The 14,001-nt window shown below is 60.3% G+C and carries 9 protein-coding genes; 3 read left to right on the top strand and 6 right to left on the bottom strand.

Annotated elements, in window-relative coordinates:
- Positions 1–171 precede the first annotated feature (171 nt).
- Positions 172–609 (top strand): EamA family transporter, encoded by a 438-nt coding sequence (locus tag ACQZ5Y_RS08800; RefSeq protein ID WP_019564660.1) that lies wholly within the window; start codon positions 172–174, stop codon positions 607–609.
- A 56-nt stretch (positions 610–665) separates the two neighbouring features.
- Here ACQZ5Y_RS08800 and ACQZ5Y_RS08795 read toward each other — a convergent pair whose 3' ends face one another.
- Both ACQZ5Y_RS08795 and ACQZ5Y_RS08790 read right to left on the bottom strand, forming a co-directional pair.
- Positions 666–2,018 carry an aspartate aminotransferase family protein gene (locus ACQZ5Y_RS08795; RefSeq protein WP_113090243.1) on the bottom strand — a complete coding sequence of 451 codons (1,353 nt, stop codon included), beginning with the start codon at positions 2,016–2,018 and terminating at the stop codon, positions 666–668.
- A gap of 38 nt (positions 2,019–2,056) precedes the next feature.
- The gene (locus ACQZ5Y_RS08790) at positions 2,057–2,791 is read right to left on the bottom strand and encodes an SDR family NAD(P)-dependent oxidoreductase (RefSeq protein ID WP_003510849.1); all 735 of its coding nucleotides are present in this window, start codon (positions 2,789–2,791) and stop codon (positions 2,057–2,059) included.
- A 233-nt stretch (positions 2,792–3,024) separates the two neighbouring features.
- Between ACQZ5Y_RS08790 and ACQZ5Y_RS08785 the strand changes: the two genes are divergently transcribed.
- Both ACQZ5Y_RS08785 and ACQZ5Y_RS08780 read left to right on the top strand, forming a co-directional pair.
- A complete protein-coding gene (locus ACQZ5Y_RS08785) occupies positions 3,025–4,671 on the top strand; it encodes a GNAT family N-acetyltransferase (RefSeq protein WP_174050470.1) in 1,647 nt (548 codons plus the stop codon).
- Positions 4,672–4,731: 60 nt separating this feature from the next.
- Complete coding sequence (locus ACQZ5Y_RS08780) at positions 4,732–5,886, top strand: amidohydrolase (protein ID WP_174050472.1); 1,155 nt, start codon at positions 4,732–4,734, stop codon at positions 5,884–5,886.
- A gap of 30 nt (positions 5,887–5,916) precedes the next feature.
- On the opposite strand, the gene ACQZ5Y_RS08775 is transcribed toward ACQZ5Y_RS08780, so the two are convergent.
- From ACQZ5Y_RS08775 to bcsA, 4 genes are read right to left on the bottom strand one after another with little or no spacing between them, the layout of a single operon-like run.
- Complete coding sequence (locus tag ACQZ5Y_RS08775; protein WP_174050474.1) at positions 5,917–8,259, bottom strand: cellulose synthase; 2,343 nt, start codon at positions 8,257–8,259, stop codon at positions 5,917–5,919.
- Complete coding sequence (locus tag ACQZ5Y_RS08770) at positions 8,256–9,311, bottom strand: glycosyl hydrolase family 8 (RefSeq protein WP_019564665.1); 1,056 nt, start codon at positions 9,309–9,311, stop codon at positions 8,256–8,258. Before ACQZ5Y_RS08770 ends, ACQZ5Y_RS08775 begins: the two co-directional genes overlap by 4 nt.
- The gene (locus ACQZ5Y_RS08765; protein WP_174050476.1) at positions 9,308–11,794 is read right to left on the bottom strand and encodes a cellulose biosynthesis cyclic di-GMP-binding regulatory protein BcsB; all 2,487 of its coding nucleotides are present in this window, start codon (positions 11,792–11,794) and stop codon (positions 9,308–9,310) included. Before ACQZ5Y_RS08765 ends, ACQZ5Y_RS08770 begins: the two co-directional genes overlap by 4 nt.
- Complete coding sequence (bcsA, locus tag ACQZ5Y_RS08760) at positions 11,791–13,980, bottom strand: UDP-forming cellulose synthase catalytic subunit (RefSeq protein ID WP_003510865.1); 2,190 nt, start codon at positions 13,978–13,980, stop codon at positions 11,791–11,793. The genes ACQZ5Y_RS08765 and bcsA overlap by 4 nt, the downstream gene beginning before the upstream one ends.
- Positions 13,981–14,001: the final 21 nt, after the last annotated feature.

The following is a 14,001-nucleotide window of genomic DNA, read 5'->3' as shown; positions in this document are numbered from 1 at the left end:
CTGTCCCGGTTCGTCCGGGCAGGCTCTCGAATGAAGGCCGGCGCATCAGATCGATGCTCCGGCCTTTCATCGTTTGAAGCCCTCCCAACCGTCGAAAACGGTTTTTATCGCCGTGCGGATGTTATAGGCCAGATCGAGCGAGAACGAATGCGAAAAACGGAGTAGGCCCTTATGAAGAACCTGTTTCTGGCCTGGCAATTCTGGGCACTGCTATCGGCGGCCTTTGCGGCATTGACTGCGATTTTTGCGAAAATCGGCATCGAAAACGTCAATTCCGATTTCGCCACCTTCATACGCACCATCGTCATTCTCGCTGCCGCTGGCCTGATGGTTTATGTTACCGGCAACTGGCAACAGCCCTCCACCATTTCGGCGCGTACCTGGACCTTTCTCGTGCTTTCGGGGCTGGCGACCGGCGCATCTTGGATATGTTACTTCCGGGCGCTGAAAATCGGCGATGCCGCCCGCGTCGCCCCCATCGACAAGCTCAGTGTCGTGTTCGTCGCCGTCTTCGCGGTTCTGTTTCTGGGGGAACGGCTGTCGCTGCCCAACTGGCTGGGTGTGGTGCTAATCGCCTGCGGCGCGGTGCTTGTGGCATACCGGGGATAAGGCAAGCTAACAGCGGCGCCCGGCCGGACGAACCGGCCGGGACATTCGCAAAGTCATCAGGCGCGTGCGGCCGCAACCTTGTCCAGTCCCCGCTTAACGCCGGCGAACAGCTCATCAAGCTGCTCGGCCGTGATGATCAGCGGTGGGCAGAAGCAGATCGATTCGCCGATCGGGCGAGTGATCACGCCCTCATCCTCAATGCCGGCGGCAATGACGAGCGTCGCATCGCCCGGCTTCGTACCTTCCCACGGCTTTATCTCCAGCGCGCCAAGAAGACCGACGCCGCGCGAGGAATGCACCAGCGGATGGTCGGAAAGCGCTTTCAGATGATCGAGGAACTTGCCTTCCAGCCTCGCGACATTACCGACCAGATCGCGCTCCTGAATAATCTTCAGGTTTTCGAGACCGACGGCCGTCGCGACCGGGTGGCCGGAGGCGGTATAACCATGGCCGAAGGAGCCGATCCGGTCGGATTCGTCGGCGATCGGCTGGTAGAAACCGTCATTCATGATGATCGCCGACAGCGGCATGTAGGATGAGGATATCTGCTTGGAAACAACAAGCACATCCGGCTTGATGCCGTAGGTCTCGCAGGCGAACATCTTGCCGGTGCGGCCGAACCCGCAGATGACCTCGTCCACGACAAGCAGAATGTCGTATTTCTTCAGGATCGCCTGCACACCTTCCCAATAACCTTCAGGCGGCAGAAGAACCCCGCCGGCACCCATCACCGGCTCGCCCCAGAAGGCGGCAACGGTTTCCGGGCCTTCGCTGAGGATCAGATCTTCGAGTTCCTTCAGAATACGCGCGGTAAAATCCGCCTCGCTTTCACCTTGCTTGCCGAAGTGCACATAGGAGGGGCAGGCCGTATGCAGCATGCGGTCCAGCGGCAGGTCGAAGCTTTCATGGTTGCGCGGCAGGCCGGTGATCGAGGCAGAGGCAATCGTCACGCCATGATAACCCTTGATGCGGCCAATGATCTTCTTCTTGTCCTTTTTGCCCAGCGCATTGGAGCGATACCACACCATCTTGGCAACGAGATCGTTCGCCTCCGATCCCGAAGACGTGAAATGAACCTTCGACATCGGCACTGGCGCAAGCTCGATCAGCAACTCGGCAAGATCGACCGACGGGCCGTGCGTCTTGTAGGAGAAGGTGTGGTAATAGGGCAGCTTCTGCATCTGCTTTGTCGCAGCGTCCACCAGTCGCTGTTCACCGAAGCCAAGCGCCACAGACCAAAGCCCTGCCATCGCCTCGATATAACGCTTGCCGCTGCTGTCGGTCACATAGATGCCTTCACCACTTTCGATGACCAGACCACCGGTCTTTTCGAATTTACGCAGATTGACGTTCGGATGCATCTGGTAGGCGATATCGCGTGCCTCGACGGAATTCGGCAGAATGGTCATGGGATAAAGGCTCCGTTTCGGTTGGATGGACTGAAGCGTCAGACGTGCTGGCCGCCATTGATGAGAATTTCTGCGCCGTTGATGTAGCTCGACTGCTCCGAGCAGAGGAAGTAGATGGTCTGCGCCACCTCCGCCGTTGTGCCTAGCCGCCCGAGCGGGACCTGCGCTTCCACGAGTTCAGCGGTTCCGGGTGAAAGGATGGCGGTGTTGATTTCGCCGGGCGCTATGGCATTGGCGCGCACGCCGCGCGGCCCGAATTCATGCGCCAGCTCCCGTGTCAGCGCCGCAAGTCCCGCCTTCGATGCGGCATAGGCGACGCCCGCGAAAGGGTGCACCCGCGAGCCCACAATGGAGGTAACGTTGACGATGCAGCCTTTTGCCGCCTCCAGTTCCGGCAAAAGCGCACGGGCAAGAAGCGCCGTCGAGACGAGATTGACGTTTAGCACCCGCGTCCAGATCTCCGCCGTTGTGTCGGCAACGCCAAGGCGGCTACCGCCTTCGCCCTTCGGCGAGATTCCGGCATTGTTGACGAGTGCGGCCAGCTTTCCTTCCGGCAGGCGCGAGCGCACCTCGTCGGCCAGATCGTCGATGCGGGACAGGTCCTCCAGATCGGCCTGGATATGGCTTTCGCGCGCAGATGGCCAGCGGCATTCCTCCGAAAAGGGTTGTCGCGATACGGTCAGGATTCTCCAGCCTTTTTCCTGAAACAGCTTGACGGTGGCATGCCCTATTCCGCGGCTCGCACCAGTCAAAAGCATAAAAGGAACAGCCATGAAAGAACTCCTTTGCCATGCGAACCGTTGAGCCGGTCGCGCATTCAGCCCGCATGTTAGAGTGCTGCGACCCGCTGACAAGGGCTATTTTGTCGCGGTGCACGAATGGGAGCCGCGTCACGGGCTAATCCCATTTGATATAGGCCTTTCACCCGAAGGGAATATTTGAAGCCGGCCATTTGCTCATAAAATGCAACCTCCCGAATCTGTGATCCGTATTGGGAGGGGGACGAATGCGTATCGACATCATCGACACCGACGCCGGCTTCGAGGCGATCCGGCAAAACTGGGAAACGGTGTTCATGGCCGATCCCCATTCCCGACACTTCCTGTCCTGGGGCTGGCTGCGGGATTATATGCCGCGCCGCAAGCGCTGGTTCATCCTGGCGCTCAGGGAACGTCCCGAAGGCTCGCCCTATGTGGCATTTTTTCCGCTACGCATCGTCACCGAACCGGACAAGAAAACCGGCCGCTTCCACGACAGCATCGTCATGGCTGGCAATGCCGCGGCGGATTACACCGGCTTCATTACCCTGCCGGAATATGAAAATAACGCGGTTGCCGGTTTCTGTTCCTATATGCGGCAGCAGAACTGGACCGAACTCAAGCTCGACTATCTTTCCGGCCCACCGGAGCGGCGCGACGCGATGATCCGCGCGCTTCAGGGACCGCTCGTCATGTTCCGCGACAACATGCCGACCAACCCCTATAACATCAACAATTGCATCTGCCCGGTCGTGGCCCTGCCGGACACGTTCGACTCCTATCTCGATAGCCATATGAGCAGCCAGTCCCGGCAAAAGCTCCGCCGCTTCATGAGGAAGGTGGAAGGCGGTGACGAATACCGCATCACCTTCGCAACGAGAGAAACAATCAAGCGGGACATGGGCATCCTGTTCGATTTCTGGCGCATCCGCTGGGCGCCCCACAAGGGCAAGGAGCGCACCGAACTGTTGATCGGCGCAACACGGCAAATGCTGATGGATGTCTATATACGCGGCGATCTGGAAGTGCCGGTCCTGTGGTTCGGCGACCAGCCGCTCGGCGCGCTTGCCAACATCATCGACCGGCAGAAAAAGTCGGTATTGTTCTACATTACCGGTCGTGACGAGAACTGGAAGACCCCCTCACCCGGCCTCGTGCTGCACGGACACTGCATCCGCAGGGCGATCGAACAGGGTTTCAAGACTTATGATTTCCTGCGAGGCAACGAGCCGTACAAATATTTCTTCGGCCCCGAGGAGCACAAGCTCAGTTGCACGCTGTTCCGCACCCGCTCGGGCGACAATCTCGGTGGCAAGCTCCACCCGCGCAGCATACGCTTCGTCTACGAAGAGGGTCTCAAACTTTACAAGACGGGCAAGAAGGCGGCCGCCAACATCGCCTTTTCCCAGGTGCTGGCAGCCGCGCCCGATCACCTTGGCGCACAATTCGGGCTGGCCAATCTGACCTTCGACCGCGGTGAATTCCGCGAAGCGGAAATCGCTTTCCTCGGTCTCCTCGGCAGCGGTCAGGACCCGGTTCTGCTGTGGATGCGCATAGGCGAAGCGCGGTTGGCGCAACGGCAATATCACGAGGCGTCCGAAGCATTCCGTCAGGTGACCAATCGCGCCCCCTTCCACCGCGAGGCGCTCTACAAGTGCGCCGTGGCGCTGATTGCGGCCGAAAGAACGATGGAAGGCGCCGAAATCCTCGACAGATTGCAGCATTACCATTCTGACGACGCTACGCATCTGGAATATGCCGAAAAGGCGCGCGCAGCCCTTGCCCGGCTGGAACTGGGAAAGGCCAGGATTCCGCTGCCTGCCGATGTCATCACGCTAAGCGCCAGGCCAAAATCGACGGGCAAGCGCTGGCGTCCGCCAAAGGTTTTGCATTGAACGTAATGACCTGTAAGTTGCGGCAGAAAAAATCGGCCGGACGACTTGCAAGGGTTTTTTATGTTTCTGACCAACAAGGATATGCTTGACCTCATCGAGCTGCGCCATGAGCTGCACCGCCATCCGGAAATTTCCGGCGAGGAGAAGGAAACAGCGCGGCGTATTCGCGATTTCCTCGAGCAGGCAAAACCGGATCGGATGTTCACCGATCTGGGTGGTCATGGCGTGGCAGCGGTCTATGACAGCGGCAAAAGCGGTCCGGTAGTCCTCATCCGCTCGGAACTCGACGCTCTGCCCATTCAGGAAAAAACCGACGCCGAACACCGCTCCGGCACCGATGGTAAGGGCCATCTTTGCGGCCATGACGGTCATTCCACCATTCTAACGGCGCTTGCACTCGGACTTTCCAGAAAGCGCCCGGAAACCGGCAGCGTCGTACTGCTCTACCAACCGGCAGAAGAGACAGGTGCGGGCGCGGCCGCCGTCATCGCCGATCCGCGCTTTGGCGAGATGAAGCCGGATTATTCCTTTTCTCTTCACAATCTTCCAGGCCTGCCATTCGGCCATGTCAGCGTGGTGGAAGGGCCGGTCAACTGCGCATCACGCGGCATCAAAATCCGCTTCTCCGGCAAGACCGCGCACGCCTCCTCACCGGAGCATGGCGTCTCGCCGATGCGGGCGATATCTGAGTTGATGCCGGCTTTGACCGATCTCGGTTCCGGCTTTCCACCGCAACCCGATTTTTCGATGGTGACAATCACCCATGCCGTGATGGGTGAAGCGGCCTTCGGCATCTCTCCGGCAGATGCGGAAATCTGGGCGACGCTCCGGACGCTGACAGACGACCGAATGGAAAAACTCTGCGCGGATGCGGAAGCGCTGGCAAAAAAGGTGGCCGAAGAACAGAAACTGACACTCGATATCGCCTATGATGATATTTTCCTGCATTGCGAAAATGCGCCGGAAGCCGTCGACCATATCCTGCGGGCGCTGACTGCGGAGAAAATTTCCCACGGGTCGGAAGGTTTGCCGATGCGGGCCTCCGAGGATTTCGGAAGGTTCCGCGCCGTCTCGTCATCGGCCATGTTCTTTTTGGGTGCAGGCAAGGACTATCCCAACCTGCACAATCCCGACTACGACTTTCCGGATGGGCTGATCGATATCGGCGCACGCATCTTCATGCGCATCATCCGCAACCTCACCGACGCGGGGTAAGCAACGGTAGCCCATTGCCGCCCAACGCCATCAGCCGCCCTGGGGCCCTCTGCTCGGCCGGGCGGCACGGACCGCTGCCAGTCCCCTGATGCCCTCCTTATCGCCAATGGACGTCAGACTCTCGAAAATCTGCGCAGCATCGGCGTAGCGGTTCATGGCAAGATAGGAATAACCGCGTAATACCATGAGATCGGTACGCTCATCGGCAAGCCGCGCCCGCTGATCAAGCAGGAGAAGCGTTTCCGCATAACGTTTCGACTGGAAGGCGGAAACCGCCCTGTCGGCCAGGATTGAAACCTGCAACTCAGTCGCGCGCGGGCGGTCCATGCGCGATTTCGTCGCCGAGACAGCGGCATGGTCCGTCAGCCCCATGCGCAGATAGGCAAGGCTCTGGCCATAGGCCGCATCGCTTTTAACAGTCGACTGGCCGCCAGCAATGGCGGATTCGAAAGCCTTCAGGGCTTCCGCCGGCCGGTTGGTCTCCATCAGGCACCAGCCGAGATCAAGCGCCTGCTGTGCGGGCAGGCGCTGGGGATCGGGATAGACCGCGCAGGAGCGTGGACGTGACGAGGCACTTACGGTCCTCTGCGTCTGCGCTGGCAGACGCGCCTGCTTGCGCGAAGGTTCCGGAGCCGGCTGCTGGACAGACGGCTGGCTATAAGCCGCCACTGTCTCAGGCTGCGGCGCATAGGGCGCGGGTGCCGTTGTCTGGGAAGCTGTGGCGACAGGCGGTGCGGTGACGGGCGCTATCTGCTGCGCGGACTGGTCCACCATACGTGCCGTTCCCACATCAGCGATGCGTTGCGAGCGGCTTGCCCATTGCTGCTGTATGCTGCGCAGACCGGCAAGATTGCGCAGATCGTGATAGCTGACTGCCATGCCATAGGCCGATGGTTCGTCATCGGCCTTCCAGCCAAGTGCTGTGCTGAACCATTGCAAGGCGAGCGGCGTCTGCCGGAAAGCAAGCGAATACCAGCCGAACTGCTGCGCGGTCGCCGCATCCTTGCGAGTTATTGTTTCAGCGGCGATGCGCTGCAGCACATCCGGCGGCAGGACCACAGGCGGCTCAAGCGCCAGAAGATTGGCTGTCGCGGCAAGATAGGTCGCAAGCCCGTCGTCCGAAGCGGTGCGCCACTTATACATGACGTCCTCGGCTTCACGTGGCTCGTTGCGGTCGATCAGCGCCAGCGCCAACCCCTGCGAAGCAGACGCGCTGTCTTCCTCTTCCCGCGCTTTGCGAAACCACTTTTCCGCCTCCGCCATGTTCTTCTGGCGGATATTATACCAGCCGAGCAACAAGGCATCGCTTGCAAGCTTGTCGGTCTCGGCAAGCCTTTCAAGCCGCATCAGATAGGCGGAAGGAACGGAAATTCCCTCCTTCTCGCCTGCCTTGGCCACGAACTGGCGGGCGAGATCGTTCTTGACCGGTTCGAATTCCAGCTGACCGTCTGCGTTCGGCTTTTCCTTGGCAAGCAAATCGCCGATCATCTCCGCAGGCAAAAGCGCGGATGCCTTCTGCACCGTGGCGAGCCTGTCGCTTGGCGTCGTGCAATTGTTAAGAATGTAGAGATAGGCGTCGCGCGCCCGTCCCATGCGGTCGGTATTGGCAAACGCATCGGCAACCCGCCACAGGACATCCACCTCGCTACAGGTCAGCAGGCCGGGATTGCTGGCGGCCGCGTCCACCACTGTCGAATATTGCTTGAGATCGGAAGCGTTGACGAGCCGCTGGCGAGCCTCGGCGAGGGAAAGCATGCCGGTCAGATTGTCGGGAGGCTGCCAGCCGGGCTCCGCCTGCTGGCGGTCGGCGATCGCCTTTCTGACCTCGGCGTAACGGCCGTCGCTATAAAGCTGCCACATGGCATCGAGCCGGGGATCGCCGTTAACGGGAATGGCGAGCGGATCGGCAGGCGGTGTCCAGTTCGGATAGAGCGTGCGCAGCCTCGCGATTTCAGCCTGAAGCCGCTGGGTATCGCCCTTGGCCGCGAAATAGCGCAGCGCGCTGAGATCGACCTCGGGCATGTCTGATGACGCCGGCTGGGTCTGGCGGGGTGCGGGCGCCTGCGCCATTTGGGGCTGCGATATCTGTCCACCCGTCTGTGTCTGCGTAACCGGCGGTTGCGGATCAGTCGCCGGCACCGTTACCGCTGGCGTCACGGGTTGGGTTAGCTGCGCCATCTCGCGATTTTTAAGGAACGCGTTGATCTGGGCCGGATTGGCTGCCGCTGGAGAAACGCGCTGCGCCGCACGGTTGCCGCCAACCGCCGAAGTATGAATGTCCGATACACGTCCGAGAATGGTGTCGCGCCAGTGGAAGGCGGCGAGAGCAATCAGAAGCAGGATGAGAGCCGAGGTAGACAGCGGTTTGTTCATCGGCACTCCCCGTTATTCCTTGCCAGAAACGACAATGCCAGAAGATGCAATGTAGAAGGATAATAAAGCGTTGGCTGAAAGCCTTTCAGTTCGGCAGGCACAGCCGGGCCGCCGCCGGCGCAGGCTGCGAGCGCCGGAATGATGCGATAACCGGGATCCGACAGAACGTCCTTGACCGCGCCGCTCTTGAGATCGAAGGTTCCCGCAGCACCGCTTTCCAGCGTCATGCCGTTTTTCAGGCGGTCAAGCAGCTCCGGCGAGCCCATTTTCGCCCTTGCAAGATAAAGCGGAATCCGCACCGCATTGTAACCGAACTCGGGCGGAAACGCCGATGCCGGTTGCGGTTTCGTCTTCATCGACACCCAGTCGGCGGGCAGTTTCCTGTCGCTGAAAGCAAATGTGGCGATCTGCGCCACGCCGTCGTCGGCAAGCGCCTTCCAGAGTGGCGATGGTGCGACGAGATTGAGGACCGGAAATGCTTCGAAAATCAGATAGGAAGGATTGACCACCGGGCCGTCGCCCCGGTCAACCTCGCCAAAGCCGCTGGCGGCGGGCAAAAGCAGCGTTCGCCCGCCGCGCTGAACGACAGTCTTCTTGAGGACCGCCGATGCGATGGCCGCCGATGCCTCTGCATAGTCCTGCCGGTTCCACTGCGCGGCAGCCAGCGCCAGCGCGTAGGCAATCAGAATATCGCCATCCGTGGCATTGTTGATGTCAGTCACATGCGGTCTGGTGCGCGGGTCCCATTTCCACGCGGAGAGACCGTCGTCGCGCACCAGGAGTTCCGTGCGGGTAAAACTCCATATCAGCTCGAAGTCGGCAATGTTCTCTGAAAGAACGGCAAGCCACATGCCGTAACCCTGGCCTTCGCTGTGGCTGATATTGCCGTTACCGGTATCGATGATGCGCCCGCCGGGATCGAGAAACGCACTTTTATAGGCCGACCAGGCCTCAGGCGAGACAGATGCGGCGCGGGCAATCGAGATGCCTGAGATCAACGCCATCAGCGACACGCAGAAAATGCCGGCAAGTCTAAAAATCCCACGCCTCATCGGTGTCGCCCCATCATACGCAGCATCGCGAAGGTGGCAAAGCCCAGGAGCGACACGAACCCGATGAATGCCAGCGAATAGGAAAGAACATTGGAAGACAGCCAATTAGCAGCGATCAACCTCCAGTTCGAGAGGGAAAACGCCCGCGTGACATAGAAATACGGCTGCCCCACCTCGACCGTTTCGATCTTTTCTGCACCGGCATCGTAAGCTGCGACCCGCCCGGTGACGTCGCGCCAATGGTTTTCACGCACCATCGAAGACATGCCGTCACGAAGCTCCGCCGACGTCGGGGCGGTAGCCAGCGTCCAGACCCCTTCGCCGGAAGGGCTTAGACCCTGCACCAGCATGAAGGAGACATTGCCGGGCGGCGCATAGGGCTGCTCGGCCGCCGGCAGGAAACGCAGCGTATCGGAACTCAGATCGAAATTCCGCTTCATCCACTCCTCAAAGGAGGAAACCTGGCCTTGCCAGATGCCGCCGTCCACCCGCTCTCGCCAGTCATTAAAGAGGGTTTCGCTGTTCTGCGCAGGCGGCTGAACGCCCGTTCCCATTTTCCAGGATATCTGGCTGGAAGGGACAAGATTGAACTGGCTGATCAGCGATTGCGGGAACTGCGAAATCGTCCCGACGAACAGGGCGTCACGGTCGCCGATCACCAGCGGAGAGGCCACGGTCTCGACATTGATCGGATATCCCGCAGCGCTTGCCAGCCGGCTGACCAATGTCGCCGCCGCCGACATGGTGTCGTTATCGAAACGATCAAGCGACAGCGCGACGGGATTTGCGGCAAACCTGTAGGGCTGCCCGGCACCGGACATCGCGGCGAGATCCGGTTTGCGACCGATCTGCGCGTAATCGGGAATATGGATTTCCGATGTGTCGAACAGGGCAAAACGCGGGGTCGTGCTGGCCGGCGCTCCCGGCGCGCAGACCTGATCCTGCGCCGTCATCAACACGGCCTCGATGGTGATCTTGTTCGGGCCAGGCTTGAAGTGGCGCATCGTCACATTGATGGGCAGATGCCGGAAAATGCCGCCACCATTGTTGGAGATCGGCACGGTCGAGGCGATCTCGTCATTGACGTAGATGTCTATATGGCTACCGGGCAGCACCTGCGAGGAATAGGCGGCATCGAGCAGCATGGCCGCCTCGCCATAGGCCGACGCATAAAAATCGGCGGGCATGCCGACGTAGAATTCGTTGCGGAAACGCCGTCCACCAAATTCGCTGCTCTCAAGCCCAAGCTCGGAAAGCGCGATGCGACGGTCCGACATGACGAGCGGTACATCCGGCGCATGCCAGCTGCGGGTGGAAAAGGTCGTTCTCTGGGCACCGGGCGTGCGCGCGATCGAGGAAAACAGCGTCTCAATCGCCGCCTGTACCGCCTGCGGGGTGGGACCGCTGACGAAGAGCGGCGAGAGGCCACCCGGTGCAGTGGTATCGAAGCCGGCAAAAGCACCCGCCGACGCCTCGGGCGGCACCGCGCCGGTGAAGCCGGCAATCTCGCGTGCGGTGCCGACAAGAACCACCAGCGTTCCCGCCTTGCGTTCGGCGGAGGGTGCTGCCACGAAACGGATCGTCTGGTTCGGCATCTGGGTTCGGAGTGCCAGAGCCTGAGAAAGGCGCAGCAGCGAATCTGCAAATGCCGGATTGCCGAGGGCAGGTGCAACGATCTCGATCGACGTTGCCGCCTTGGCGTCCGGACCGGTTGCCTGGATATCGTCGATATTGGTGAAGTTGCCCGCGACATCGGCGTTAAAGCCGATATAGGTATTTGCCGGATTAACATCGGTCCACAGATCATAAGTGGACTGGATTGTGCAATCGGTTCTGTGGCGCTGCTGCACGCCAAGCGTCACGACATTCGCGCCCACCTGCAGGACACCGGGTGGAATTTTCAAGGAAACATTGCCCTCACCGTCGGGCGCCTCAATGCGCGCCGTCTCCAGCGGAACATTGTTGAGGCTGACCTGGAAATTCGAGTCTTCCGGCGCGACCACGATGGCGTTCTGATAACCAATATTCAGCGAAACGGCGGCATTCACCTGCTCGGGCGTCAGATAAATGCTCCACTGCCGCCGATCCATTTCGCCGGAAAGGCTGAGCTTTTCGTACGGCAAGATATACCGGCGACGGCTATCCGCCGCGGGTGACGATGCCTGAACGGGTGCGGGTCTCGCCTGACCCTGCGGCGGCATGGATACGGGTGGCGTCAGCGGCCGCAGCGGCGGTTGCGGCGCAGGTGCGGGCTGCATTACCACATGAGGCTGGCCCACTGCAGGCTGGGTCGATTGCTGGGCTGGCTGCGGCTGGCGCGGTACAGCTGGGGGAAGTGTCGGCGACGGCACGGGTGCCGGGGCTGTCTGTGCGGGCTTCTCCGGCGACATGTCGAAGGGTGAGGACTGCGCCATCGCACCGGTTGCGACGACACCCAACATCAGCGCTGTCAGTGAACTCCTGATCGTTTTACCGCCGTTCATTTTACAACTCCGGCAGGTTTGACGGTTTTGGAGGCGGGCCGGAGCGCCTTGGCCAGATAGAACAGGCCGCGCTGCGTCTGGAAGAGCGATATCGCCAGAAAGATCGCCGTGCCTCTGATGAGGCCGGGGTTCTTGCGGCGCACGCGCTGGAACTCGCTCCATTGCTCGGAATTGGCGAAGATCAGGTCGGCGATCAGGCGATGATCGATGGCGCGCTGCGGCGAGAATGTGCAGCCTATGGAAATGAAACCGTCGTTCCGGACCGTGCGGACCACATTGATGGTCATGGTTTCCGGCACGCCCTCGCTATGAGGCTTCACCCTAATGATCGCTGTCGTGTTCTTTTCGATAGCGGTGGTGCTGTCGAAAAGATTGATCAGCAGGCCATGCACCGACACGTTGTCAATGGAGGCCGGCACCCATGCGTCACTACCCTCAAGCTTGACCTCGCAGCGCCGCTTGACGGTGATGCGCCGCGACGCCGATTTTTCGCCGCGCTCGGAGACGACGCCAAGCGCACAGCCCGCGAAGATAAGGTTGAGCAGGTTCCAGCCGCCGACGACGAGTGTGACGTCCGCCTTGTATGGCTCGGCGTAGATGCGCCAGATGGCAAAGGCCATCGCAACCAGCAAAAGTGCGAAAATGACAAAGAACGGGCGGCTGATTTCCGAAAGCCGCGCCTCGGCGATGGATTCGTCCTTCGCCGTCACCTTGAAGGTCGGCTTGCCGGGATTGAAGATCACCGACACGACGGCTGGCAGAAGGTGGACCGTCTGCACATATTCGTAGAGTTCAGAAATCCACGGCCAGCGGAAGCTGCCATAGAGATAGTTCTGCATCATCAGGTTCACGAGCATATACGCGGCCGTATAAGCCAAAAACTCGCCGCCGGAAGCCACGAAAATCTGAAGATCGAAGAACAGGTAGAACAACGGCGCAAACAGGAAGATCGTGCGCGGGAACGGGAAAAGCCAGAACAGCGTCGACGACATGTAGCAAAGACGCTGCGTGAAGGAGAGACCACGGCGGAACAGAGGCTGGCGAAAGATCAGGATCTGCATCATGCCCTGCGCCCAGCGGCTGCGCTGGCCGATGAAGCTTGCGAAGGTGGCCGGTTGCAGCCCGGCGATCAGGGGCTTGTCGACATAGACGCTGTTCCAGCCGCGCGAATGCAGCGCGAGCGCCGTTTCGCAGTCCTCGGTGATGCTGACGCCGCTGAACCCTTCCGTATCCAGCAGTGCCTCGCGCCGCAGCACGGCGGCGGAACCACAGAAAAACGCGCCGTTCCACTTGTCGAGACCGCGCTGGATGATGCCGTAAAACATCTCGTTTTCGCTCGGCATCGTCTCGAAGGTGCGCAGATTGCGCTCGATCGGATCGGGATTGACGAAGAAGTGCGGCGTCTGCACCAAGAAGAGCCGGGGATCTTCCTCGAAATAGCCCACCGTTTCCAGAAGGAAATCGCGCGCCGGCGCATGGTCGGCGTCAAACACCGTCACCAGTTCGCCGGTGGAATGGGCGAGGCCGTTATTGAGATTTCCGGCCTTGGCGTGGACGTTGCGCTCGCGCGTCAGATAACGCACGTCGAGGTCCTCGCAAAGCTTCTTCAACTCCTCATGGCGGCGCTGTGCCGCCTGCGCCTCGACGATATTGCTGGCATTGCGCTTCTGCACCGAGCCGCCGTCGTCCAACAGCCAGACGGTGAACTTGTCGGCCGGGTAATCCATGTTCTTGGCCGCCGCCAGCGTATTGGCGAGAAGCTCCGCGTCCTCGTTGTAACTCGGCACGAAAACATCGACCGTCGGCCGGTAATCGGGCGAGCCAGGCCGGGTCTTGCGGGAAGGCAGCGGCATCGACACGATGACGAGGCTGAGACCCAGCATCACGACGCTGTACATTTCAGCGAGATAAAGCAGAAAGCCGGGAATGAAGTTTTCGAGCTGGTTGACGGGCGGCAGCGTGCTCGTGGTGCGCCAATAGACATAGCGAAGCACGATGGCCGTGCCGAAACCAAGCGCCACGAGCCGCCAGGCTCCCTGCCCGTTGAAACTCTTTATTGTAGCGAGAAGTACGAGCGAGATCGCCGTGGCGACCAGGTGCGTCTGCAGGCTGACCGGCATCGTGACGATGGCCAGAACGCAAAGCGACACAAGAAACCAGACAATGATTGTGATGGCCTTGTTCATCCCGAAACTTTCCGCTCTCTT

Source organism: Agrobacterium sp. A3-95 (assembly GCF_053521785.1).
Note: the sequence above shows the minus strand (reverse complement) of the source record. Positions and strands in the feature narration are given on the sequence as shown.

What these genes read in the sequence shown, in the direction of transcription:
- ACQZ5Y_RS08770 (WP_019564665.1), bottom strand. Translation starts at nt 9,311, where the DNA reads ATGAGGCGTGGGATTTTTAGACTTGCCGGCATTTTCTGCGTGTCGCTG.
- ACQZ5Y_RS08785 (WP_174050470.1), top strand. Translation starts at nt 3,025, where the DNA reads ATGCGTATCGACATCATCGACACCGACGCCGGCTTCGAGGCGATCCGG.
- ACQZ5Y_RS08795 (WP_113090243.1), bottom strand. Translation starts at nt 2,018, where the DNA reads ATGACCATTCTGCCGAATTCCGTCGAGGCACGCGATATCGCCTACCAG.
- ACQZ5Y_RS08800 (WP_019564660.1), top strand. Translation starts at nt 172, where the DNA reads ATGAAGAACCTGTTTCTGGCCTGGCAATTCTGGGCACTGCTATCGGCG.
- ACQZ5Y_RS08775 (WP_174050474.1), bottom strand. Translation starts at nt 8,259, where the DNA reads ATGAACAAACCGCTGTCTACCTCGGCTCTCATCCTGCTTCTGATTGCT.
- ACQZ5Y_RS08790 (WP_003510849.1), bottom strand. Translation starts at nt 2,791, where the DNA reads ATGGCTGTTCCTTTTATGCTTTTGACTGGTGCGAGCCGCGGAATAGGG.
- bcsA (WP_003510865.1), bottom strand. Translation starts at nt 13,980, where the DNA reads ATGAACAAGGCCATCACAATCATTGTCTGGTTTCTTGTGTCGCTTTGC.
- ACQZ5Y_RS08780 (WP_174050472.1), top strand. Translation starts at nt 4,732, where the DNA reads ATGTTTCTGACCAACAAGGATATGCTTGACCTCATCGAGCTGCGCCAT.
- ACQZ5Y_RS08765 (WP_174050476.1), bottom strand. Translation starts at nt 11,794, where the DNA reads ATGAACGGCGGTAAAACGATCAGGAGTTCACTGACAGCGCTGATGTTG.